The organism is Arthrobacter sp. PTI12 (genome assembly GCF_056679915.1).
The window spans coordinates 2,556,545-2,580,503 of record NZ_CM155256.1 but is presented as its reverse complement, the minus strand read 5'-3'; the positions used below and the strand labels follow the sequence as shown (position 1 = coordinate 2,580,503).

Annotated in this window: 19 protein-coding genes; 13 read left to right on the top strand and 6 right to left on the bottom strand. The window is 63.5% G+C overall.

The features are described from left to right. Positions 1-211: 211 nt before the first annotated feature. Together AC1MBU_RS12340 and rsrA are read left to right on the top strand one after the other, a co-directional pair. Positions 212-889 carry a sigma-70 family RNA polymerase sigma factor gene (locus AC1MBU_RS12340; protein ID WP_235563265.1) on the top strand — a complete coding sequence of 226 codons (678 nt, stop codon included), beginning with the start codon at positions 212-214 and terminating at the stop codon, positions 887-889. After that, positions 886-1,146 (top strand): mycothiol system anti-sigma-R factor, encoded by a 261-nt coding sequence (gene rsrA / locus AC1MBU_RS12335; protein ID WP_056548021.1) that lies wholly within the window; start codon positions 886-888, stop codon positions 1,144-1,146. The genes AC1MBU_RS12340 and rsrA overlap by 4 nt, the downstream gene beginning before the upstream one ends. 82 nt (positions 1,147-1,228) lie before the next feature. Here rsrA and AC1MBU_RS12330 read toward each other — a convergent pair whose 3' ends face one another. Continuing rightward, the gene (locus AC1MBU_RS12330; protein ID WP_369299106.1) at positions 1,229-1,303 is read right to left on the bottom strand and encodes a 50S ribosomal protein bL37; all 75 of its coding nucleotides are present in this window, start codon (positions 1,301-1,303) and stop codon (positions 1,229-1,231) included. A gap of 190 nt (positions 1,304-1,493) precedes the next feature. On the opposite strand from AC1MBU_RS12330, the gene AC1MBU_RS12325 reads away from it, so the two are divergent. Further along, the gene (locus AC1MBU_RS12325) at positions 1,494-2,465 is read left to right on the top strand and encodes a zinc-binding dehydrogenase (RefSeq protein ID WP_479787309.1); all 972 of its coding nucleotides are present in this window, start codon (positions 1,494-1,496) and stop codon (positions 2,463-2,465) included. 43 nt (positions 2,466-2,508) lie between these two features. On the opposite strand, the gene AC1MBU_RS12320 is transcribed toward AC1MBU_RS12325, so the two are convergent. After that, positions 2,509-3,108 carry a GDSL-type esterase/lipase family protein gene (locus AC1MBU_RS12320; protein ID WP_277357884.1) on the bottom strand — a complete coding sequence of 200 codons (600 nt, stop codon included), beginning with the start codon at positions 3,106-3,108 and terminating at the stop codon, positions 2,509-2,511. A 129-nt stretch (positions 3,109-3,237) separates the two neighbouring features. Beyond that, complete coding sequence (locus AC1MBU_RS12315) at positions 3,238-7,092, bottom strand: multifunctional oxoglutarate decarboxylase/oxoglutarate dehydrogenase thiamine pyrophosphate-binding subunit/dihydrolipoyllysine-residue succinyltransferase subunit (RefSeq protein WP_479787307.1); 3,855 nt, start codon at positions 7,090-7,092, stop codon at positions 3,238-3,240. A gap of 233 nt (positions 7,093-7,325) precedes the next feature. Here AC1MBU_RS12315 and guaB1 point away from each other — a divergent pair, with 233 nt between their 5' ends. The 6 genes from guaB1 to AC1MBU_RS12285 all read left to right on the top strand — a co-directional run bounded on the left by guaB1 (position 7,326) and on the right by AC1MBU_RS12285 (position 14,466). After that, complete coding sequence (guaB1, locus tag AC1MBU_RS12310) at positions 7,326-8,774, top strand: GMP reductase (RefSeq protein WP_056548034.1); 1,449 nt, start codon at positions 7,326-7,328, stop codon at positions 8,772-8,774. 387 nt (positions 8,775-9,161) lie between these two features. Beyond that, positions 9,162-10,511 carry a hemolysin family protein gene (locus tag AC1MBU_RS12305; RefSeq protein WP_277357882.1) on the top strand — a complete coding sequence of 450 codons (1,350 nt, stop codon included), beginning with the start codon at positions 9,162-9,164 and terminating at the stop codon, positions 10,509-10,511. Then, positions 10,508-11,608, top strand: coding sequence for a hemolysin family protein (locus tag AC1MBU_RS12300; RefSeq protein WP_479787305.1), 1,101 nt, complete (start codon positions 10,508-10,510; stop codon positions 11,606-11,608). Before AC1MBU_RS12305 ends, AC1MBU_RS12300 begins: the two co-directional genes overlap by 4 nt. Positions 11,609-11,741: 133 nt before the next feature. Further along, a complete protein-coding gene (locus tag AC1MBU_RS12295) occupies positions 11,742-12,713 on the top strand; it encodes a metal ABC transporter solute-binding protein, Zn/Mn family (RefSeq protein WP_479787304.1) in 972 nt (323 codons plus the stop codon). 44 nt (positions 12,714-12,757) lie between these two features. Continuing rightward, entirely contained in the window at positions 12,758-13,588 is an 831-nt protein-coding gene (locus AC1MBU_RS12290; RefSeq protein WP_479787301.1) for a metal ABC transporter ATP-binding protein, read from the top strand. After that, positions 13,585-14,466 (top strand): metal ABC transporter permease, encoded by an 882-nt coding sequence (locus AC1MBU_RS12285; protein ID WP_479787299.1) that lies wholly within the window; start codon positions 13,585-13,587, stop codon positions 14,464-14,466. The genes AC1MBU_RS12290 and AC1MBU_RS12285 overlap by 4 nt, the downstream gene beginning before the upstream one ends. Here the strand turns inward: AC1MBU_RS12285 and AC1MBU_RS12280 are convergent. Next, the gene (locus AC1MBU_RS12280; protein ID WP_056548042.1) at positions 14,463-14,894 is read right to left on the bottom strand and encodes a Fur family transcriptional regulator; all 432 of its coding nucleotides are present in this window, start codon (positions 14,892-14,894) and stop codon (positions 14,463-14,465) included. The two genes, AC1MBU_RS12285 and AC1MBU_RS12280, sit on opposite strands and share 4 nt — an antisense overlap. A gap of 151 nt (positions 14,895-15,045) precedes the next feature. Between AC1MBU_RS12280 and AC1MBU_RS12275 the strand changes: the two genes are divergently transcribed. Beyond that, a complete protein-coding gene (locus tag AC1MBU_RS12275; RefSeq protein ID WP_277357877.1) occupies positions 15,046-15,708 on the top strand; it encodes an MBL fold metallo-hydrolase in 663 nt (220 codons plus the stop codon). Between the two features lie 10 nt (positions 15,709-15,718). On the opposite strand, the gene AC1MBU_RS12270 is transcribed toward AC1MBU_RS12275, so the two are convergent. Further along, positions 15,719-17,401, bottom strand: a complete 1,683-nt coding sequence (locus AC1MBU_RS12270; RefSeq protein WP_471671859.1) for an alkaline phosphatase D family protein — start codon at positions 17,399-17,401, stop codon at positions 15,719-15,721. Positions 17,402-17,560: 159 nt separating this feature from the next. Here AC1MBU_RS12270 and AC1MBU_RS12265 point away from each other — a divergent pair, with 159 nt between their 5' ends. From AC1MBU_RS12265 to AC1MBU_RS12255, 3 genes are read left to right on the top strand one after another with little or no spacing between them, the layout of a single operon-like run. Continuing rightward, complete coding sequence (locus AC1MBU_RS12265; RefSeq protein WP_479787296.1) at positions 17,561-18,394, top strand: sulfurtransferase; 834 nt, start codon at positions 17,561-17,563, stop codon at positions 18,392-18,394. A gap of 54 nt (positions 18,395-18,448) precedes the next feature. Further along, positions 18,449-19,510 (top strand): NAD(P)-dependent alcohol dehydrogenase, encoded by a 1,062-nt coding sequence (locus tag AC1MBU_RS12260; RefSeq protein WP_479787294.1) that lies wholly within the window; start codon positions 18,449-18,451, stop codon positions 19,508-19,510. Further along, positions 19,507-19,932, top strand: coding sequence for an HIT family protein (locus AC1MBU_RS12255; protein ID WP_056548050.1), 426 nt, complete (start codon positions 19,507-19,509; stop codon positions 19,930-19,932). Before AC1MBU_RS12260 ends, AC1MBU_RS12255 begins: the two co-directional genes overlap by 4 nt. 85 nt (positions 19,933-20,017) lie before the next feature. Here the strand turns inward: AC1MBU_RS12255 and hrpA are convergent, their stop codons facing one another. Next, the gene (gene hrpA / locus AC1MBU_RS12250; protein WP_479787293.1) at positions 20,018-23,944 is read right to left on the bottom strand and encodes an ATP-dependent RNA helicase HrpA; all 3,927 of its coding nucleotides are present in this window, start codon (positions 23,942-23,944) and stop codon (positions 20,018-20,020) included. Between the last annotated feature and the right edge of the window lie 15 nt (positions 23,945-23,959).

Here is a 23,959-nt window from a genome sequence, read left to right as displayed (position 1 = left end):
TGGCGGACCGAGGCGATCCGGCCGCGGCGTGTGCACCGGAATATTCACCTGCTGCCCATGGTTGGAGATACATGAACACGCAGTAAACGGATACGAGGAGCAGATGGGCACAGCAACATCAGTGCGGGGCCACATCCCGCGCATCCACATTGATGCGCCGGCCGGTCCGGCGCAGCGCCGGCAAACCCGCGGACGCGTAGACTTTGCAGCAATGAATACCACAGCCGCGGCGGGGCCCACCCCAGCCGAAGACGAGGAACTGGACCTGTCCACCGAATCCGTTGCTGATCGCACGGCGAGGTTCGAGCGGGACGCCATGCAGTACGTGGACCAACTGTATTCGGCTGCCATGAGAATGGCCCGTAATCCGGCAGACGCGGAAGACCTGGTTCAGGAGGCCTACACCAAGGCATTCTCCGCGTTCCACCAGTACAAGCCGGGAACCAACCTGAAGGCGTGGCTGTACCGCATCCTCACCAACACCTATATCAACCTGTACCGCAAGCGGCAGCGGGAACCCCTGCAGTCCCACTCGGACACCATTGAGGACTGGCAGTTGGCGAAGGCAGCGGAGCACACCTCCCTCGGTCTGCGTTCGGCCGAGGTGGAGGCGCTGGATCATCTTCCGGACTCCGATGTGAAGCAGGCCCTGCAGGCAATTCCGGAGGAGTTCCGGCTGGCAGTCTACTTCTCGGACGTCGAAGGCTTCGCGTACAAGGAAATTTCAGAAATCATGAACACCCCGATCGGCACCGTCATGTCACGGCTGCACCGAGGACGCAAGCTCCTGCGCGAGTCGCTGTCCGAGTATGCGCATGAGCGCGGCATGGGTAGTTCGGTACGCGCGTCCACCGCTGATGGTGGAACTACACAGGAGGGCGGAAAATGAGCGACTGCCATAGCCTCGGCAACTGCGATGACACGCGGATCGAGCGGCTCTACGAATACCTCGACGGCGCCCTTTCGCATGCAGACCTCGTCGAGATCAAAGATCATCTCGAGGATTGCCCGGAATGCGCGCAGGAACACGATCTGGAATGCCTGATCCGGTCAGTGGTGAAGCGCTCCTGTACGGAGGTTGCACCGGCGAAGCTGAAGGCCAGCATCCTCGACCGCATCAGCCAGATCAAAACAGTGGATCATTAGGCCGGACGGCCGGTGTGGCCATAGCAAACAGAAAAGCCCCCGCACGCGTGCGGGGGCTTTTCTGTTTGCTATGGCCGTGATGTCAGGTGTTGGGGCGCTTACCGTGGTTAGCGCCGCCGCGCTTGCGATCACGGCGCTTACGTGCACGCTTGCTCATGGCTGCCTCCTTATGTTGCCTGTTGTGGCTTTGCCGATCGACCACATGGGTCCGGACTGCCCTCCATTCTCCCACACGCAGGCGGCACGAACCTAAACGTGCAGACCGGCTCGTTGCAACCCATATGCGCCGCAGCACCTGCCTAGGATGGAGCGGAACGTCTCTCAGGTCCCTAGCGAAGGAGCGCCGAATGCGCGCAGTGTATGCCGAGTCAGTGTCCGCCCAATCCCCGCTCGACGGCCTGCGGATGGGTGAGCTCCCGGAACCCGAGCCACCGGCAGGTTTCCGGAGGGTCCGCGTGCGTGCCTCAGCCCTGAACCACCACGATCTCTGGTCACTGCGCGGCATTGGCCTCGGCGAGGACAAATTGCCCATGATTCTGGGCTGCGACGGCGCGGGAGTGGACGACGACGGCAACGAGGTGGTCGTGCACAGTGTCATTTCCGCTTCCGGTTGGCAGGGCGACGAGACCCTTGACCCCCGCCGTTCACTACTGTCGGAAAGTTATCCGGGCACCATGGCGGACTTCGTGTGGGTGCCGGAGCGGAACCTCGTACCCAAACCTGCGGATCTCAGTTTCGAGGAGGCCGCATGCCTGCCGACTTCCTGGCTGACGGCGTACCGAATGCTGTTCACCACGTCGCCGGCAGCACCGGGCTCGACCATCCTCGTACAGGGCGCCGGGGGAGGGGTTTCCAGCGCGCTCATCGCGCTGGCGCGCGCGGCGGGCTACCGGGTATGGGTTACCAGCCGCAGCGCCGGGAAACAGGACCGGGCGAGGAAGCTCGGCGCACACGAAGTGTTCGACGCCGGTGTCCGCCTCCCGGAGCGGGTGGACGTGGTGTTCGATTCCGTTGGGGAAGCCACCTGGGCGCACTCCCTGAAAGCGCTGAAGCCGGGCGGCGCTGTGGTCACCTGCGGTGCTACGAGCGGCCCCGCTCCGTCAGCGGACCTTAACCGTGTGTTTTTCCTGCAGCTGCGTGTCCTGGGTTCCACGATGGGGACCCGGAACGAGCTGGAACGCCTCGCACAGTTCCTTGCGGTAACCGGCGTGCGTCCGGTCATCGACTCTGTGCATCCGCTGGAGGACGCGCGGGCAGGCTTCGAGCGCATGGCGGCCGGAGAGGTTTTCGGCAAGGTGGTCTTCGACCACGGAGCGTAGGCGCGCTTCCTGCGGAATCATGACCCTGAGAGGGCCTGATGAATCAGGCGGGCGCGGGAATCTCCAGCCACTGGAACCAGCCGCGGTGCAGGACAAGCCAGGCCATCAGGCCGTAGCCTGACTGCCCTGGTCCGCCACCGTTGGCAGCGAGGTCCGAGCGCCACTGTTCGTGCGCGTGCAGGGGAGTGAAAGTGTCCACATAGACATGCTTTCGTCGGGTGGTCACGTCAGCGAACGCCGCTGAGAGGTCAGCGAGCCTGCGGTTGCGCTCGGCGTCCAGCCCGGGCGGCGGTCCAACAACGAGCACCTTGACGCTCATGTGTGCTGCGCCGTCGAGGATGTTGGCAAGGTTGAGCCGGCTGCGTGCCGTTGAAAGGTCGAGGTCAAGGTCCCGATCCGAGAGCGCAATCAGCAGCCGGTTCTCGGTACTGTCCGAGAACCTGCGGGAAGCTTCTTCCAACCAACGTGCCGCCAGCGCTTCCGTGCCCTCGCCGGGCGCAGCAAGGCTGAACGTTTCCAGCGTTGCGTTATCCGGTGTTGTTCGCGCCAGCACCCGGCCCAGCCAACCGAGCGCGCGTGGATCACCGAGTCCTGCCAGCAGCTCGTCTCCCACAGCGGCAAGCCTTATTCTGCGTTGTTCCACGTTTTCCCTCTGGTTGCTTGTCGGGTTGTTACTCGTCGGGCCGTCAAGCCGCGGCTGCGACCTGGTGCGGGGAACGCCAATGGGCAGGGTCCCGACAGGCCCTGCCCATTGTACGTTCGGGCTGAAGGCTCAGGGATTGCGGTCGAAAGCCTTCTTGATGAGGATCTCCTGCTCCACCGCGTGGTGCTTCGCGGATCCGGTAGCCGTCGAGGCTGAAGCAGGACGGGAGGCCAGGTTCAGCCCGCGGTCCAGGTGCTGGGGAAGATTCAGGCCGATGAAGGGCCACGGTCCCTGGTTGGCCGGTTCGTCCTGCGCCCACACCAGGTCAGCATTGGGGTAGGCGGCGATCGCGGATTTGATCGCATCGACCGGGAGGGGCGCCAGCTGCTCAACCCGCAGAATGGCGGTGGAAGTGTCGTCCGCCTTCTGCCGCGCTGCTGCCAGGTCATAGTAGAGCCGACCGGATACCAGCAGGACCCGCGTGACGTCCGACGGGTTGAGCCCCGCGGTGTCCTCGATGACCGGCTTGAAGCTGCCCTGCGTGAAGTCCTCGACGGCGCTCGCTGCAGCCTTGAGCCGCAGCAGCTGTTTCGGCGTGAAAATCACGAGCGGCTTGCGGGGGCGGGTGTAGGCCTGTCGCCGCAGCAGGTGGAAGTGCGATGCCGCCGTCGTGGGGTTGGCTACCACCATGTTGTCCTCAGCGCACATCTGCAGGAAACGCTCGATGCGCGCCGACGAATGGTCCGGTCCCTGTCCCTCATAACCGTGCGGGAGCATCAGCACCAGCGACGAACGCTGGCCCCATTTTTGCTCGGCAGAGGAGATGAACTCGTCGATGATGGTCTGCGCGCCATTGACGAAGTCGCCGAACTGCGCTTCCCACAGCACCAGCGCGTCAGGGCGTTCCACCGAGTAGCCGTATTCGAAGCCCATGGCCGCATACTCTGACAGTAGGGAGTCATAGATCCAGAACTTGGCCTGCCCCTCACTGAGTTCACCAAGCGGTAGCCACTCGTTGCCATTGGCGCGGTCGTGGAACACTGCGTGCCGCTGCACGAACGTCCCACGGCGGGAGTCCTGCCCGGCAAGGCGCACGGGGACGCCCTCCATGAGCAGCGACCCGAACGCTGCGATCTCGCCGAAACCCCAGTCGATTCCGCCTTCGCGGGACATCTGCTCGCGTTTTTCAAGCAGGGCCTTGAGCTTGGGGTGGACCGTGAAGCCCTCCGGGAAGGCAAGGTGCGCCTTGCCGATGTGCGCGAGCGTCTCCGCCGTGATTGCCGTGCTTGCCGGGGCTCCGACACTGTTGTCTCCGCGTTGCGCGATAGGGCGCTCGATGTCGGAGACGGCCGCTGCATCCTTGGTGACTACCGGGATGGGGGAGGTCTGGGCTGCATGGGTCTCAGCGAAGACCCGCTCCAGCCGTTCCTGGTAGTCGCGCAAAGCCTGCTCGGCTTCTTCCTGGCTGATGTCGCCCCGACCGATGAGGGCCTCGGTGTACAGCTTGCGCACCGAACGCTTCGCCTCGATCAGGTTGTACATCATCGGCTGGGTCATCGAGGGGTCGTCGCCCTCGTTGTGACCGCGCCGGCGGTAGCACACCATGTCGATAACGACGTCCTTGTTGAACCGCTGACGGAACTGGTAGGCGAGCTGTGCTACGCGGACCACGGCCTCCGGATCATCACCGTTTACGTGGAAGATCGGTGCCTGCACCATCTTTGCCACGTCCGTGGAGTAGACAGACGAGCGGGATGCTGTGGGCGAGGTGGTGAAGCCGACCTGGTTATTGACAATGATGTGAATAGTTCCACCGGTGCGGTACCCGCGCAGTTGGGAGAGGTTCAGCGTTTCCGCCACCACTCCCTGGCCTGCGAAGGCGGCGTCGCCGTGAACCAGGATGGGCAGGACAGGGAAGGTATCTCCCTGGTCCAGGCGGTCCTGTTTGGCGCGGACAATGCCCTCAAGCACCGAGTCAACAGCCTCGAGGTGTGACGGGTTGGCCGCAAGGTAGACCTTGGTCTCGTTGCCGCTGTCCGAGGTGTAGGTGCCCTCCGTTCCGAGGTGGTACTTCACGTCACCGGAACCCTGGACCGAGCGCGGATCCTGTGTACCCTCAAACTCCCGGAAAACCTGGGCGTAGGTCTTGCCGGCGATGTTGGTGAGGACGTTCAGGCGTCCGCGGTGGGCCATGCCGATGGCGACCTCATCAAGGCCGTCGTCTGCGGCGTCGGAAAGGATTGCGTCCAATAGCGGAATAAGCGACTCACCACCTTCGAGTGAGAACCGCTTCTGGCCGACGAACTTTGTCTGCAGGAAGGTTTCAAACGCCTCAGCGGCATTCAGGCGGTGGAGGACGCGCAGCTGCTCCTCGCGGCTGGGCTTGGAGTATGAATGCTCAAGCTCGTCCTGGAACCACTGGCGTTCCTCAGGGTCCTGAATGTGCATGTATTCAATACCGGTGGTCCTGCAGTAAGCGTCCCGGAGCACACCGAGGATGGTGCGGAACTTGAGGGCAGGCTTGCCGCCGAAGCCGCCGGTCGGCCATTCGCGGTCGAGGTCCCACAGCGTAAGTCCATGGGTACGTACATCGAGATCCGCGTGCTTGCGCTGCACGTACTCCAGCGGATTGGTGTCCGCCATGAGGTGTCCGCGTACGCGGTAGGCATGGATGAGCTGCTGGATTCGGGCAACTTTGTTGATCTCATCCATGGGATCAACCTGAATATCTGCGCTCCAGCGGACGGGCTCGTACGGAATACGCAGCGCTTCAAAGATCTCATCGTAGAAGTTCTGCTCGCCCAGGAGAAGTTGGTGCACGATCCGCAGGAACTCACCGCTGCCCGCACCCTGGATGACCCGGTGGTCATAGGTGGAGGTCAGGGTGATTGTCTTGCTGATGGCGTGCTGGGCAAGTGTCTTTTCGCTGGCGCCCTGGAAGGCCGCCGGGTACTCCAGTGCGCCGGCTCCGATGATGCAGGCCTGCCCCTTGGAGAGCCTCGGGACCGAGTGCACGGTCCCGATTCCTCCCGGGTTGGTAAGGGAAACGGTAGTGCCGGCGTAGTCGTCCGCACCGAGCTTGCCCCCGCGCGCCCGCTTGACGAGATCTTCGTAAGAGTGCCAGAACTCGGAGAAGTTGAGCGTCTCCGCCTTTTTGATGTTGGGCACCACCAGCAGCCGGCTGCCGTCCGGGCGAGGCATGTCGATAGCCAGACCGAAGTTCACATGAGCCGGTTGCACGGCGGCGGGCTTGCCGTCCACGATGTCGTAATACACGTTCTGCGACGGGAACTGGGCAAGCGCGCGGATGATCGCGTATCCGATGATGTGGGTGAAGGAGACCTTGCCGCCCCGCGCACGCTCCAGATGGTTGTTAATCACGACGCGGTTGTCGATGAGCAGCTTCGCCGGAATGGCACGCACGCTGGTGGCGGTGGGCACCGTAAGGCTGGCATCCATGTTGGTGGCGATCGCCTTGGCGGGCCCGCGAAGCACCGTGACTGAGTCTTCATCCATCTCGGGGTTCAGCTCGGACTTCGGGAGCTGGGCGGGAATGGGAGCCTTTTCCGGCTTGGTTTCGGTCTTCGGTTCAGCCTTAGCGCCCGGCTTGGCCTCACCCGACGGCTTCGCCGAGGCTGCCGGCTCACCTGAGTTCTTGTTCTTTGATTCTTCCTTGGGCACCGGGGGCATTCCGGACTCCTGGCTTGCAGCGGGGGATTCACCCGACGCCTTCGGAGCATCCTGTTCCGCCTGGACAACGGGTAGCTCCCGCGTAGGCGGATTTGGGTCCGAACCGGACGAACGCTTGGCTGAATGCCGCCCGTTGTCTGAGCCGGTGTTGTCCGACTCGAACGATTCGAAAAGGCTCCACCACTTCTTGTCTACCGAGTTTCGGTCCTGCTGGAATTGCTCATAGAGCTCATCCACAAGCCATTCGTTCCCGCCGAATTCTTCCGGTAGACGGTGGTTGGGTTGTTGTGGCACTTGTTATACGCCCTCTTCCATGAGTTGCCCTTTGGCCCAAAAAGATCCGCAGAAGGTTCCAATCGGCGCTCGCCTGACCCTGTTGACCTGCCCTTCAGTCTAATGACAGTTTCAGGCAACAAGCCAATCTCCGGGGCTTACCCCCGCGTAGCTTTTCCAATGGCTCGCCATGTGCCCGGACAGGTGCCGGATTCGGCATACACTCGCTTGTGTAACCGACTGCAGGAGCTCCCGTGCGTTTCATCAACACGCCCTCAACTGACCTTACCTATTCGGACGTTTTCCTCGTTCCGTCCTCATCCGAAGTGATCTCACGGTTCGACGTCGATCTCGCGAGCGACGACGGAACGGGAACCACCATCCCTCTGGTCGTTGCGAACATGACGGCCGTTACCGGTCGCCGCATGGTGGAAACCGTGGCCAGGCGCGGCGGACTGGCCGTACTGCCGCAGGACATCCCCACGAAGGTCATCAGCGAAGTCACCGGATGGGTCAAGCAGCGCGACCTCGTCTTCGAAACCCCGCTGAAGCTGCAGCCCGGGAACACTGTGATTGATGCGCTGCACCTGATCAATAAGCGCGCCCATGGCTCCGTGATGGTCGTCGACGACGCCAACCGTTGTGTGGGAATGGTCCGCGCAGCTGACTGCGAGGGAGTGGACCGGTTCGCCTCGCTGGAGTCGGTGATGCGGAGTGCGCTCACGCTCGACGCCTCGCGTTTCTCCCAGGATCGTGACACCGCGCTGCAGCAGGCCTTCGAAGAACTCGATGCTGCCGGCGCTTCCCTCGCGGCAGTCACGCGGGACGGACAGCTGGCGGGTGTCATCACGCGCAAAGGGGCACTGCGCTCCACGATCTACCAGCCGGCCACGGACAACGAGGGGCGCCTGCGCGTCGCAGCGGCGGTCGGAATTAATGGAGATGTCGCCGCCAAGGCAGCCGAGCTGCTTGCTGCCGGCGTGGACGTGCTGGTGGTGGACACCGCCCATGGTCACCAGCGCAAGATGCTGGATGCGCTCAAGGCTGTCGCGTCGCTCGATCCATCCGTGCCGGTGGTCGCCGGCAACGTGGTCAGCGCCGACGGCGTTCGCGACCTCGTCGAAGCAGGCGCGTCAATCATTAAGGTAGGTGTCGGTCCGGGCGCCATGTGTACCACCCGGATGATGACCGCGGTTGGTCGTCCGCAGTTTTCTGCCGTCCGCGAATGTGCGCAGGCGGCCGCAGAGCTGGGTGCGCATGTCTGGGCGGACGGTGGAGTCCGATACCCGCGGGATGTCGCCCTGGCGCTGGCTGCCGGGGCCAGCCAGGTAATGATCGGATCCTGGTTTGCCGGTACCTACGAAAGCCCCGGGGACCTGCAGACGGACAGCCAGGGCCGACAGTACAAGGAGAGCTTCGGCATGGCCTCCGCCCGCGCAGTGCAGAACCGGACCCAGCGCGATGACGTCTTTGCGCGGGCACGCAAGGGCTTGTTCGAGGAGGGCATCTCGACCTCGACGATGTACCTCGACCCTGCCCGCCCCGGTGTGGAGGACCTGCTGGACATGATCACTGCCGGTGTCCGCAGTTCAATGACCTACGCGGGCGCGCGCTCCCTCGCTGAATTCCGCGAACGCGCCATTGTCGGCGTGCAGTCGGCGGCGGGCTATGAGGAAGGCCGCCCGCTGCAGCAGAGCTGGTAAAACTACGACGGCGGCACTGCCCGTTTCCGTGTCAGCTGCGGTGCTGTTGCTGTAAACTGGAAACCTTATGGACAGTCCTTCTAGGGGCCGGACCATGGCGCGCACGCAGCGACAGTCAGCATTGATCCGACGCGCAGCGCAGCCATCCAGTGCCGGCAATCCCCGTCATGCCCATCACCTACCCCCTTCGCGGTCCGCGGTAAGCGGACCAGCTGCAGTTAGTGCGGCCGGCGCGGTTACCGTCCCTCTAGGAGAGCCCACGTGCGGGACTTCCCCGTCGACGGACGTCACCCAGCTGGACGACTCCTCCGAACCGGCGGAACCTCCGAAACCCGGCGCGCCGGTTGGAATCGGCGCATCCAAGCTCACCCTGGCGGTGATCAGCTAATGGAGTGGTTTTACCTGGCCATCGGCCTGCTGCTGATCCTCGGCACCGGCTTCTTCGTTGCCGTCGAGTTTGCGCTTGTCGCACTGGATCAGACCTACGTCCAGCGGGCAGTCGACGAGGGCGACAAGCGCGCGGAGCCGCTTCTTCGCTGCCTCAAGTCGCTTTCCACCCAGCTTTCCAGCTGTCAGCTGGGCATCACGCTGACCACCCTGCTGACCGGTTACGTCATGGAACCGTCAGTGGGGCGTCTTCTCGAGTCGCCATTGGCTGCCCTCGGTGTCCCGGACACCGCGCGGTCTTCGATCTCACTTATCCTCGCGATGGTCCTGGCGACGCTGCTCTCGATGCTCATCGGTGAGCTGGTGCCCAAGAACATGGCAATATCCCTGCCCTTCAAAGTCGGCAGGGCACTCGCACGCCCGCAACTCCTCTTCACGGCAATCTTCAAACCCGCGATCGTTGTCCTCAATGGTTTCTCCAACCGGGTCCTGCACCTGTTCGGCCTGGAAGCGAAAGAGGAGATTTCGGGAGCGCGGTCACCGTCAGAGCTGTCCTCGCTCGTGCGCCGGTCGGCAGAAATGGGAACCCTGGATCAGGGCACAGCGAACTTCCTCGCTCGCACCTTCAGCTTCTCCGAGCGCACAGCAGCGGACGTCATGACGCCGCGGATCCGGATGGCGACCATCGAATCCGATGAAACTGTGGCCGACGTCGTTGATCTGGCACGAAGAACGGGATACTCCCGGTTCCCGCTGATCGGGGAATCGCCCGACGACATCCGCGGGGTGGTGCACGTGAAGAAGGCGGTCGCCGTGCCGCGGTCCAGACGCGCCGAACTTCCGGCCGGCACCATCATGACCGACGTGCTCCGGGTTCCCGAGACGGTGCATCTTGATTCCCTGCTCAGTGAGCTCCGGGAGGCCAACCTGCAGCTCGCTGTAGTACTCGATGAGTACGGCGGCACGGCTGGTGTGGTCACGCTCGAAGACCTGGTCGAGGAGATCGTCGGCGAGGTGGCAGATGAACACGACAAGCTCAAGCCCGGTGTACTGCAAAGCGCCGCCGGGAACTGGTTCTTCCCCGGAATCATGCGCCCGGACGAGGTCAGCGACCAGGTCCCGCACCTGTCGGTGCCCGATGAAGCAGGTTATGAGACGGTCGGCGGTTTCATGATGTCTGTCCTGGGCCGGATCGCCGAGGTCGGTGACCGCGTGGAGGTGCCCGGTGGAATTCTTGAGGTGGAACGCATGGATGGGCGCCGCATTGACCGCATCAGCTTCCTCCCGGTCGAGCCCGCGGAATCCGGGCAGTCCGGCGACGGCGCCTCGTCAGTAGGGGGCATCCGATGAGCGACTGGGCAGGAATTCTTTGGCTGGTCCTTCTGTTGATCGGCAATGCGTTCTTCGTCGGTGCGGAATTCGCGATCATGAGCGCACGCCGGAGCCAGATCGAACCGCTCGCGGAGGAGGGGTCCAAGCGGGCGCGCACTACGCTCTGGGCGATGGAACACGTCTCGCTCATGCTTGCCTGCGCGCAGCTGGGCATCACCGTATGTTCGCTGCTCATTCTTCAGGTGGCCGAGCCTGCCATCCACCATCTGATGGTGGTACCGCTTGAGGCGATCGGTCTGCCGGGAGGCCTTGCGGACGGCATTGCATTCGGTATCGCGCTGGCGCTCGTGACGTTCCTGCATGTGACGTTCGGCGAAATGGTGCCGAAGAACATTTCGGTATCGGTAGCTGACAAGGCTGCCCTGCTCCTCGCGCCGCCGCTGGTTATGGTAGCGAAGGTTGTGCACCCGGTGATTTCCAGCCTGAACTGGACCGCCAACCACATCCTGCGCGCCCTGCGCATCGAGCCGAAGGATGAGGTGACCTCGTCCTTCACGTTGGAAGAGGTGCAGTCCATTGTGCAGGAATCGACGCGCCACGGGCTTGTGGATGACGACGCCGGGCTGATCAGCAGCGCACTGGAGTTTTCAGGGCAGACAGCAGGGACAGTCATGGTCCCGTTGGATGAGCTGGTTACCCTCGGAACCAATTCCACTCCCGAGGAGTTTGAGCGGGCGGTCGGCCGCACCGGGTTCTCCCGTTTTGTGCTGGTGGATGAACTCGGCAATCTCACCGGCTATATGCACTTGAAAGATGTCATGTCCATGCCGGAACAGGCGTACGCCAGGCCCATTACGGAGAACAAGGTTCGCGCGCTTGCGAACCTGAGCATGGACGATGAGATCGAGGACGCGCTGGCCACCATGCAGCGCACTGGATCCCACCTCGCTCGTGTCATGACGCAGGACGGCAAGGCGCGCGGTGTTCTCTTTCTGGAGGACGTCATCGAGCAGTTGATTGGCGAAATCCGCGATGCTACGCAGAACCAGGGGTTGAGGAGAACCGGCGAATCGCTTCAGGAAGGCGTCAACCTCGGCACCACAGAAGCACGCTAGGCGAGCGCTTCGGCTCCCTCCTCCTGCGAGCGGGCGGCACCGGACGCGAAATGCGAATGATTCGCGTTTAGGTTAGAGTTGGTCCATCCACTTGAACCGCTTTGCTATCCCCTGGAACAGATCGAGGACCTTCATGCGCAGCATTTCCGCGCGAACGACGGCGGCGCTCACCGCTGTAGCCCTTTTTCCGCTGGCTCTGGCCGGCTGCGGACAGGACGCCGGCAGCGCCGGAGAGACGGCAGAGTCGGGAGCCCTGCAGGTTGTGACCTCCACGAATGTCTACGGCAGCATCGTTGAAACCGTGGGTGGGCAGAACGTCGAGGTAACGGCGATCGTCAACAGCCTTAGCCAGGATCCGCACTCCTATGAGGCGACAGTGCAGGACAAACTCGCTGTGTCCAAAGCTGACCTGCTGGTGGAAAACGGCGGAGGTTATGATCCCTTCCTTCACCAGCTCGCCGACTCGGTGGAAATGGATCATGACTACGTGCTCAGCGCCGTCGGGATTTCGGGCGTAGCTCCCGAGGATGAAGCCCACGCGGAGGAGGAGGCGCACTCGGAGGACGAGCATGACCACGGATCCTTCAACGAACACGTCTGGTACAACCTCGATGCCATGGCAGACCTTGCTGATGCTATCGGGGAAAAGCTCGCTGAGTTGGACCCGGCTAATGCAGACACCTATGAGAGCAACGCGGACACGTTCGCAGAGGAAGTCGCAGGGCTGCAGGGCCAGGCCGAGGCCCTGGCCTCGGAGGCGGACGGTAGGACCGTGGCCGCAACCGAACCCGTTCCCGCCTACCTGCTGGAGGCCGCCGGGCTGAAGGATGCCACCCCCGCCGATTACACGGAGGCCATCGAGGAGGGGGCCGATGTGCCCGTTGCGGCGCTGAACGAGATGCAGGAACTCGTTCAGAGCCGGTCCGTTGCCTTCCTGGCCTACAACGAGCAAACCGAAGGCCCGCAGACACAGGCGGTACGCAGCACCGCCGAGGCCGCGTCCGTGCCGGTCGTTCAGTTCACTGAGACGCTTCCGGAGGGCGAGGATTACCTCTCCTGGATGAGCGCCAACGTCGAGAACATCGCTGAAGCCCTGAAGTCCTGACAGAATTGGCCAAGACCCTCCCTCCCACGGCTTTAGGAGACTTCATGGTCACCGACGACGACGGCGATGCTGCCGCTCACCCCGTGGTGAGCCTGCGCTCAGCCTCGCTCTCTTTTGGTCGCCGGAGCCTATGGCATGACCTGGAGCTGGACATCCGGCCGGGTGAGTTCCTTGCTGTGCTTGGTCCCAACGGGTCGGGGAAAACCAGCTTGCTGCGGGTTCTCCTGGGCTTGCAGGAGTTGGACTCGGGGACAGCCACCATGAACGGCCACGCACTGCACCGTGGAAGCCGGGCATTCGGTTACATACCGCAGCAGAAGTCATTCGCGCCGGAGACCCCCCTGCGTGCGAGGGACCTGGTGGGGTTGGGAGTGGACGGGCACCGCTGGGGTTTTCGCCGAGGCGGCGCATCCTACCGGCGAACCGTGGATGCCCTCCTGGAAAAGGTGGGCGCGTCGTCGTATGCGGATGCGCCGGTCGGGCGACTGTCCGGCGGCGAGCAGCAGCGCCTGCGTGCCGCGCAGGCGCTGGCTACCGACCCGCAGGTACTGCTGTGCGATGAACCGTTGCTTTCACTGGACCTCCACCACCAACAGGCGGTGAGCCGGCTCATCAATGATCAATGCCGTAAGCACAACACCGCCGTTGTCTTCGTGACGCATGAGATCAATCCGATCATCGATTATGTTGACCGCGTCCTCTATCTGGCAGGCGGACAGTTCCGTGTGGGCAGGCCACAGGACGTGATGACCAGCGAAGTGCTGTCCGATCTCTACGACAGCAGGGTGGACGTCATCCACAACAACGGCCGCATTGTTGTCGTGGGCCTGCCGGATGCAACCACCCACCACCACGCGGAAGTAGCGCAGCAATGACGTTCGAGGAGATGCTCCAGGCCGTTTTCACGTTCGACAACTACAGCGAACTCCTGCCGCTGGTGCAAAATTCGATCTGGGCCGGCGCAGTGCTGGGCCTGCTGGGCGGCCTGATCGGCACCTTCGTAATGATGCGGGACCTTGCCTTCGCAGTTCACGGCATTGCCGAACTCTCCTTCGCCGGAGCTGCCTTCGCACTGCTGATCGGGGCCAATGTGGTGTTCGGCTCGCTGATCGGCTCAGTGATCGCCGCGCTCCTGCTTGGACTGATGGGCATCCGGGCGCGCGACCGTAACTCGATCATCGGCGTCATCATGCCGTTCGGGCTCGGATTGGGCATCCTGTTCCTGGCCCTTTACGAGGGCAGGGCGGCCAACAAGTTCGGTCTGCTCACGGGGCAGATCGTCTCAGTTGACCAGGTTCAACTGACGCTCCTGGCGGGGTGCGCCGTCGTCGTCATGGTTGCCCTTGGCGCCATCTGGCGTCCGCTGACCTTCGCCAGCGTGGACCCGGATCTTGCAGAGGCGCGCGGTGTGCCGGTGCGCGGTCTCTCGCTGATCTTCATGTTCCTGCTTGGAGTCTCCGTGGCGCTGTCCATTCAGGTTGTGGGCGCCCTGCTGGTGCTCGCGCTGCTGATCACTCCCGCTGCGGCAGCGCTCAAGGTCACCTCGTCACCGCGGCTGGTGGTGCTGTTGAGCGTCGCATTCGCGTGCACATCGGTGGTCGGTGGGATCCTGCTGGCGCTGGGTGGACGGATCCCCATCAGTCCCTACGTGACCACCGTTTCCTTCGTGATCTACCTGGTGTGCAGAGCTATCAGCTGGCGTCGCGCACAGAAGGCGACGGCGTCGGAATCCCGGGCCGTCCAGCCCGCCTAAGCCTTTGCGGCGCTGCACTCCGGACACAGCCCGTAAATCTCAACCGTGTGCGCAACTTCGGTGTACCCGTGCTCCTGCGCCATGCGGGCAGCCCACTGCTCGACCGCCGGCGCTTCGATTTCCACTGCCCGTCCACACCTGCGGCAGAGCAGGTGATGGTGGTGATGTTCGACGGCGCACCGGCGGTAGACAGCCTCTCCCTCGCCGTTCCGCAGCACATCCACCAGGCCGTCGTCGGCCATTGACTGAAGGATCCGGTAGGCGGTTGCCAGCGAGACCGACTCGCCGCGCTCGTGCATTTTGCGGTAGAGCTCCTGAGTGCTGACGAAGTCGTCCAGCTCATCGAGGGTTGCGCTGACTGCCCGGCGCTGCCGTGTGACGCGCTGTTCCGAGCCCTTGCGTGTTGGCTGGCCTGCTTCAGCTGGCATGTCCGCTTAGGTCACCTCACTCTCGGAATCTGCAGTGGAGTTCCGGACCGATGCTCCGGAATGAACCCGGGTCAAGGGTAGCACCGGCCGTTGTCCCTATCGGTTGCGCGGAACCGGAGACGGAGCGTCGCGACGGCGGTAGTGTGGGCGCATGTTGCTCACCAAGTACACCCACGCGTGCGTCCGGGTCGAGAAGGACGGGACAGCTCTTGTCCTGGATCCCGGGAACTTCTCCGAAGTCGAGGAGGCAGTGTCCGGCGCGGCGGCGGTCCTGATTACCCACGAACATGCCGACCACTTCGACCGGGAACGAATCAGCGCTGCCATCCGCGCCGACTCACTACTGGAGGTGTATGCACCCCAGGGCGTCGCTGCCCAGTTGAGGGAGGCGCTGGACGATGACGGCGCGGCCGCGCGCGTGCACTCAGTCGAACCGGAGCGCAGCTACACCATCGCGGGCTTCACGGTGCAGACCTTCGGCGGACAACACGCCCTCATCCATCCGCACATCCCGGTGGTGAGGAACATCGGCTACCTGATCAACGGTGCCCTCTACCACCCGGGCGATTCGTTCATCGTTCCTCACGGCGTGCAGGTGCAGACGCTCCTCGTGCCGGTTCACGCCCCGTGGTCGAAGACGGCTGAGGTAATTGATTTCGTCACCTCAGTCCGCGCAGAGAGGGCGCACCAGATTCATGACGCACTGCTGAACGGGACCGGACTGGCGATGGTCGAGGGGCACGTCTCCCGGCTGGGGAAGCACTACGGGACGGACTTCGAGCACCTGGATCCAGGCCGGAGCGTCGAGCTCTGAGCCTCGGGCATCATCCATCCGGCGACTTCCGGGATTCCGGGCTGCGCGGTGAAACGGTGTAGGTTGCAACTTCCTTCAGCTGCGGAGCGCGCGGATCGCCGTCAGTGGCGCCGGTTGCCCAGCGCAGGCTCAACCCGTCGTCGGTATCTTCAAGAACCGCCAGGTTGTTGTCGAACCAGGGACCCCTGATGCTCTTCCAGGAGAAGGGCGGCTTCGGCACCTTCACGGAACGGGCAGCCAGTGCTCCCACCGGGCCTGCGACGCCGTAGGACATCACCACTGTGGCAAAGCGCAGAGCGCGGGGGAGCGGGTTGCGGATCGGGGAACACACGGCCTGGATGATCCGGCTGCCCGAGGACCGTTCAACCTCTGCTATGTAGGAAAAGTGCACGTCACCGGAAAGGAAGGTCACGGTCTCGGGTGCCAACCCGCGCTTGCCGTCAGCCACCTCGGTCGCGAGGTCCGCGACCACCTTGAAGCTGCGCTGGAACGCGCCCCAGTGCTCAAGGTCCAGTGCCTGCCGCAGCGCCTCGCCGATGCGCGACCCCCGCTTCCCCCAGGCACCCTCTGCCAGGGCTTCGTCCCATGACTCGATATGGTGCAGCCCGCGCGGGAGGAGGAACGGAAGCGAGGTTGCAACGATCAAGTGCCGCACTCCGCCCTGGAAGTGTTCGTCCAGCCAGGCGAGTTCGGCATCATCCAGAAGGGAGCGCTGCCCAGGATCGAGCACGCGTGCCGCACGTGAATCGACAGTGATGATCCGCACGTCCCCGATGTCCCGGCAATAGCTCCAGCGGTAGCTGGACGGCTCGGCGTCTGCCCGTTCGGCAAAAGCTTCGAGGTCCGCGGTGAGATCGAGTTCGTCAGGGCCCTGATGGGCGCGGATTCTCTGCCAGAGAATGTCGTCGGCGCGTCCAACCGGAGAAAGGTTCCCGAGGTGCTGATATACCCAGTAGGAGGCTAGTCCGGCAACGATGCGGCCCTGCCACCAGGAGGTGCCGTGCATTTTCTCCCGCCACGTGAGGGAGGCATTCCAGTCGTCGCGGATGTCATGGTCGTCGAACATCATCGCGCTGGGAACGGTGGAGAGCAGCCAGCGGTTGGCGTCGTCGGACCAGGCGAGTTTGTACAGGTGGGCATACTCTTCGTAGTCCTTCAGCTCCTCACCCGGCGGATCATCAAGGGAGCGCCGTGAACGGATGAAGTCCTGCATCTCCTTACTCGTTGAATCCGCATAGACCTGATCGCCGAGGAAGGCGATCAGATCGGGGCGGGCACCGTCGTCGTTGTGGAGGGCCTGATGCAGGGCGAAGGCGCGCAGCGCGTCGACGCCGTGGCCGGCGTTGCCGAGCGCGTCATGCGGGACGCTGGTCCGGCATGAGCCGAAGGCGAGGCGCAGCCGCCCCTGAGGATGAAGCGTACGGATGGACGGTGCAGGGAATTCAGAGGCAGGTTCCGGCCATGCGCGCTCGCCGGCTATGTCTACGGTGTACTCCACGGTGGTGCCCGGCGGAAGATGCTCCGCCTCGACCAGCGCATAGTGATGACCATGGACGCCGAACGTGGCAGCGGTCCACGTCTTTCCATCCGCGCGCAACTCGACCGTGCAGGCTGCACTGGTTTCCATCCATAGCGTCGCCGAGGTTTCATCGACATACCGGAGCATGGGACCGAGCACCAGTGAAGCTGTCATTACCCTTTTGTACCCCGTGACGCCCTTCAGGACCAGAGCCCTGCCCGCTTGGTCACCAGGTGTGCGCCGCCGGCTTGGAGGGGACCGCGGAGCTGTGGTGAACTTGGCTCACACCTGTGACCGGCGTGCCACCGGTCACACATTCATAAGGAGATCTTCATGGAGACTCTGATGGACGTGCAGGCGCTGCGGAACCGGATGACCTCCGGTCAGCAGACCGTCCTGCTGGATGTTCGCTGGACGCTGGGCAACCCCCACGGTCACGAGCAGTACCGATCAGCTCACATTCCCGGCGCCGTCTACGTTGACCTTGAAACGCAGCTGTGCTCCCGTCCATCAGCAGCGGAGGGACGGCACCCGCTGCCCGAACCGGCCGCGCTCGAGGAGGCGGCCCGTCAGTGGGGCATCAACGACGGCGATGTGGTTGTTGCCTATGACGACAAGGGGAACCTTTCGGCAGCGCGCCTCTGGTGGCTGCTTCGCGATGGGGGCCTCACCAGCGTCTATCTACTCGATGGCGGACTGAATGCGTGGCAGGCGGCCGGGTATGAGACGGAGCGGGGCGAGGAGCAGCACTGCCTGGGCGAAGTCACCCTGAGTTCCGGACACATGCCGGTCCTGACGACGGCCGACGGCGTTCTCGCTCTGGCTGGGAACGGCGTGCTGCTTGATGCCCGGGCGTCTGAACGCTTTCGCGGCGAGACCGAGCCGGTCGATGCGAAGGCCGGGCACATTCCCGGTGCCTCCAGCGCTCCCACGTCCGAGAACCTCACGGCGGAAAACACATTCCTGCCGCCGCCGGAACTGCGCCGGCGTTTCGCTGCGCTCGGCATTACCGAGACAGCAGAGGTTGGCGTCTATTGCGGCTCCGGTATCACTGCTGCGCACGAGATCGCCGCGCTTGAGGTTGCCGGCTATCAGGCGGCGCTTTACCCCGGCTCATGGTCTCAGTGGTCCCAGCGTGCGGATCTGCCGGTGGCCACCGGTCCCTGATCCTGCACCGGACGGGCTCGGTTGCAGGCGTTCGCCCGTGAGAGAGTAGCCGTTATGAGCATCGCACACGCCTACGCTGCCACCTCGGCCTCCAGCGGACTGGGACGCACAACCGTCGAACGCAGGGAACCTGAGGACGACGACGTCGAAATCGCCATCGAATACTGCGGACTATGCCACTCGGATGTCCATGCAGCCCGCAGCGAATGGGGCACTGCCCGCTACCCCCTGGTGCCCGGCCACGAGATTGTAGGCCGGGTCACCCGGGTCGGGGCATCCGTGACGTCCTTTGCGGTCGGCGCCAGGGTGGGAGTCGGCTGCATGGTGGACTCATGCCGCGAATGCGAGAGCTGTATGGACGGGTTGGAGCAGTACTGCGTCAACGGAATGACCGCTACCTACGGGACTCCGGACCGAAGGCGCGACGGTGAAGTCACCCAGGGCGGCTACTCGACCTCGATTGTCGTGAATGAGGGCTACGTTCTCCGGATACCGGAGTCCATGGACCCTGCCGCCGCTGCGCCGCTGCTGTGCGCCGGTATCACCACCTTCTCGCCGCTGAATCACTTCGGCGTGGAAAAAGGTGACGCTGTCGGCGTCGTCGGGCTCGGTGGCCTCGGACATCTGGCGGTGAAGATCGCCAAGGCGATGGGGGCGGAGGTGACGGTCTTCACCACCTCGTCCGGCAAGATGGACGCCGCACGCGAACTGGGAGCGGATCACGTGGTGTTGTCCAGGGATGCGGACGCCATGGCAGCCGTATCCAACACGCTCGACGTCGTCATCGATACGGTGGCGGCGCCGCATGAGCTGAACCCCCTGATCCGCGCGCTTCGCCTGGACGGTGCACTATTCCAGCTCGGGCTGCCGGCGGACCCGATGCCCGCTGTTGACCCGGGACTGCTGGTCCGGAAGAGACGCAAGTACGCGGGCTCACTCATCGGCGGTATCGCAGAAACCCAGGAGATGCTTGATTTTTGTGCCGAGCACCAGGTGGCATCGGATATAGAACTTGTTTCTGCTGACCAGCTCAACTCCGCGTATGACCGCATGGTTGCAGGCGACGTAAAGTACCGCTTCGTGCTTGATGCCGGATCCCTGAAGGAGGACTTATGAGCACGCTGTTCACCAGGATCATCGCCGGGGAAATCCCGGGCAGGTTCGTCTGGAAGGACGAGGACGTGGTGGCGTTCCTGACCATAGAGCCCATCACTGACGGGCACCTCATGGTGGTGCCACGCCACGAGGTTGCGCACTGGGTGGACCTGGACCCGGACCTGCTCGGCAAGGTCATGGATGTGGCGCAGAAAATTGCCAAAGTTCAGGAGTCAGCCTTTCACGCCCGGCGCATCGGAGTGCTCATGGAGGGCTACGAAATTCCGCACGTGCATGTGCACATCTGGCCGACGCAGAGCCCGGCTGACTTTGACGTACACAACGTGGACCATAATCCCGATCCGGCGAAGCTCGACGAAAATGCGGAACGGCTCCGCGCGGGCCTGCGAAGCGCAGGGTTCGGCGACAACGTCCCTGACTGAACCCTCAACCAACCGAACTTTTGGGCACCTTCAGCGGGTTCGAGGGGTGCCGAACCCGCCGGAGCTGCGCAAAATTTCCCGGTTCTCAGGCGGCGAGTGCTTCGCCCAAAGCTGTCCGGATACGCTTTTCGGAGACCGAGTAGGCGGTTCCCAACTCCTGGGCGAACAGGCTGATCCGGAGTTCCTCGAGCATCCAGCGAACCCGTCGTAACGCCGGCGGCACGGGCCGTCCGTTTGGAGCCACTGCGGCCACGGCGTCGTCGTACTCGTCTTCCAGGCGCTGCACTGCTGCGGTATTCACGCCGTCGCGCTGGACATTGGTCTCCAGTTTCTCGAGCCGCCTTTCGATGCCGGCAAGATACCGCGGCAGATGGGTCAATTGCGCGTATCCGGTCGTTGCGACAAAGCCGGGAAAGACGAGCTGCTCAAGCTGGCTCTTCACATCGTTGAGTGCGGTGATGAGCGCCAGACTCGTGGTGCCTTTCAGTCGCTTTTCGATCCTGCGTGTACTTGCGAGGATCTTCTCAACCGTTGCCGTAACGATGAACACGGTATCGATGAGTTCGGCGCGGACGTTCTCGTACAGCGCATCGAACTCGCTGACGGTCCACGGCAGCTCCTCGGGCGTGAGCTTGTCGATGGCCGCGATGGCGCAGTCCTCAATCAGCGCCGCGACACTGCCGTGTGGATTCTGGCTGAACGTGAGCTTCTCGGCGTTGCTCAGGTGCTCAAGGACGTAGCGCGCTGGGCTAGGAACCCGCAGCGCAAGCAGGCGGATAACGCCCGCCCGCATGGCAGCTGCCTGCCCGGCGGCGTCGGGGAAAACCCTGAGTCCGACGGCGTTATCCTCAGCTACGAGCGCGGGATACCCGGTCACCCGGTGACCGCCGACAAGCCTGGAAACGTCCCGCGGGATGGTTCCGAAAGTCCACGCGGTTGCGCCGCTGACCTCCTTGATGCCTGGTGTGGCCGCTGGCGACGCTGACGGTGACGACGACGGCGCTGCCTCCTGCTCTCGGCTTGCTGCCTTCGAAATCCGCTGAACAGATCCAGGGGTGGCCCCGAGTGATTCGGCGATTGCCCGCCGGGTCTGCGCGGCAAGCCGCTCCTGGAGCGCCTGCAGATCCTTGTCTTCGTCCAGAATGCGTCCGTTCCCGTCCACCACCTCGAAGCTCATCAAGAGGTGCGGCGGCAGGGCATTACGGTTCCAGGACCCCGGGGGAATGATGTGTCCCTTCAACCTGCGCAGGGCCAGTTCCAGCGAGGGCTCAAGTGCGTCCCTGCCCGGATCGAAATCGGCGTGCAGGGCATCGACGGCGCTCCGTGCGACGTCGGGTGCGGGAATGAAATTCTTGCGCACCTGCTTCGGCAGCGATTTGATGAGCGCGGCAACCAGTTCGACGCGCAACCCGGGAATCTGCCACTGGAAAGGGGCAGGCTCCAGTTGGTTCAGGAACAGGATGGGCACCTGCACCGTGACGCCGTCCGAGGCACCCGGGATGTTGGGGGAGAACTCGTAACGGAGCGGCAGGTCAAAGCCCTGCTGGTGCCATGTCTTCGGAAATGCCGTCTCGTCAAGGTCGGCATCGCGGCTGAGCAGTTCCTCGGGCTTGAAGTCCATCAGATCCGGATGGTCCTGGCGTGTCTGCTTCCACCACTTGTCGAAGTGGCGCTCGGACACCACATCCTGCCCCACGCGGGCATCGTAGAAGGCAAACAGTGTTTCGTCGTCCACCATGAGGTCGCGGCGGCGCATCCGGTTTTCCATCTCTTCGATCTCGGCGATGCGCGCCTTGTTGCGGTGGAAGAACTTGTGATGGGTGCGCCAGTCGCCCTCCACCAGGGCATGGCGAATGAAGAGCTCACGGGCCAGCTCCCTGTCGATGCGGCCATAGTTGATGCGCCGCTGGGGCACAATCGGTACGCCGTAGAGGGTGACCTTCTCATAGGCCATGACTGAGCCCATTTTGCGGGACCAATGGGGCTCGCTATAGCTGCGCTTCACCAGATCCGGCGCCACCTCCTCGGCCCAGAGAGGATCAAACGCTGCCACCACACGGGCCCATAGCCGGGAAGTTTCCACCAGCTCCGCGGCCATCACCCAATCAGGGCTCTTCTTGAACAGCGCGCTGCCCGGGAAAATGGCAAAGCGGGTGCCGCGCGCGCCTGAGTATTCGCGCTTGCGCTGATCATAGAGGCCAATGTGGCTGAGCAGGCCGGACAGCATGCTGATGTGGATCGCATCATGGCGGCCCACCGGATCCACTGCGCTGGGAGCCAGTGTGATCCCCAGCGGCTTCGCGAGCTGCCGCAGCTGAGCGAAGAGATCCTGCCACTCGCGTACGCGCAGGTAATTGATGAATTCGTTGCGGCACAGTTTTCTGAACTGGGTGGAGGACAGTTCCTTCTGCTGCTCCTGCAGGTACCGCCACAGGTTGAGGTATCCCGTGAAGTCTGACTTCTCATCCGCAAACCGGCGGTGTTTTTCGGTTGCACTCTGGAGCTTCGCAGCCTGGTCCGGCTGCGGACGCTCCCTCGGGTCCTGGATGGTGAGTGCCGCAGCCAGGACCATGACCTCTTTGGTGCAGCCGCGGCGCCCGGCCTCAACGATCATGCGCCCGAGCCGCGGATCAACGGGCAGTTGGGCCAGTTGCCGACCCACCGGCGAGATGCTGCCGTCCGCGCTAAGCGCGCCGAGCTCGCGAAGGAGCGTGACGCCGTCGTTGATTGCTTTTGAGTCCGGTGGTTCCACAAAGGGGAAGGCTGCGACGTCCTTCGGTCCGCGGGTCACTCCCATGGCCGTCATTTGAAGGATGACCGCAGCGAGATTGGTACGGAGAATTTCCGGATCCGTGAAGGGGCGTCTGGATTCGAAGTCCTCCTCGGAGTAGAGGCGGATCGCTATGCCGTCGGATACGCGGCCACAGCGGCCGGACCGCTGGTTCGCAGAGGCCTGAGACACTCGCTCAATAGGCAGCCGCTGCACCTTGGTACGGTGCGAATACCGGGAAATGCGGGCGGTTCCGGTATCAATGACGTACTTGATCCCGGGAACGGTCAGTGACGTTTCGGCGACATTGGTAGCGAGGACAATGCGCCGTCCCGTCCCGCCCGGCTTGAAGACCTGGTGCTGCTCCTGCAGGGAGAGGCGGGCAAAGAGGGGCAGGATCTCCGTGCCACGAAGCCGCGGGTTCACCTGCACACGCGCGCGGAGTGCATCGGCTGCATCCCGGATCTCGCGCTCGCCGGAAAAGAAGACCAGGATGTCGCCGGGCGCTTCGCGGGCAAGCTCGTCAACGGCGTCGCACACAGCGTCCAGTGGGTCGCGGTCTTCCTCAAGCTCGTCCTGTGCGCCGAGCTCAGCGTCAGACCCTGTGTCACCGGCGGGTTGGCTGAGCGGGCGGTAACGAATCTCTACCGGGTAGGTCCGCCCGGACACCTCGATGATAGGCGCTGGCTGTTTATCCGGCGCAGCCTCATCCGCCGCGAAGTGGTTTGCGAAGCGCTGCGGATCGATGGTGGCCGAAGTGATGATGAGCTTCAGGTCGGGACGCTTGGGCAGAATGCGCTTGAGGTAACCCAGGATGAAGTCGATATTGAGGCTGCGCTCATGGGCCTCGTCGATGATGATGGTGCTGTACTTCTTCAGTAGCTTGTCATGCTGGATCTCGGCGAGCAGGATACCGTCCGTCATCAGCTTGATGCGCGTGCTCCGACCCACCTCTCCGGTGAACCGGACCTGGTAGCCGACTTCCTCCCCGAGCCTGACGCCCAGTTCCTCGGCGATGCGTTCGGCAACGGTACGGGCCGCAAGGCGGCGCGGCTGGGTGTGGCCGATCATTCCGGACCGGCCAAGGCCGAGTTCCAGGCACATCTTGGGAATCTGCGTGGTTTTTCCCGAGCCCGTTTCGCCGGCGATGATGGTGACCTGGTTCGCCGCGATGGCAGCCATGATGTCTGCCCGCCGTTCCGAGACCGGGAGCTGGGCAGGGTAAGTGATTGTCAGCGACATGATTGCTTCAAAGTT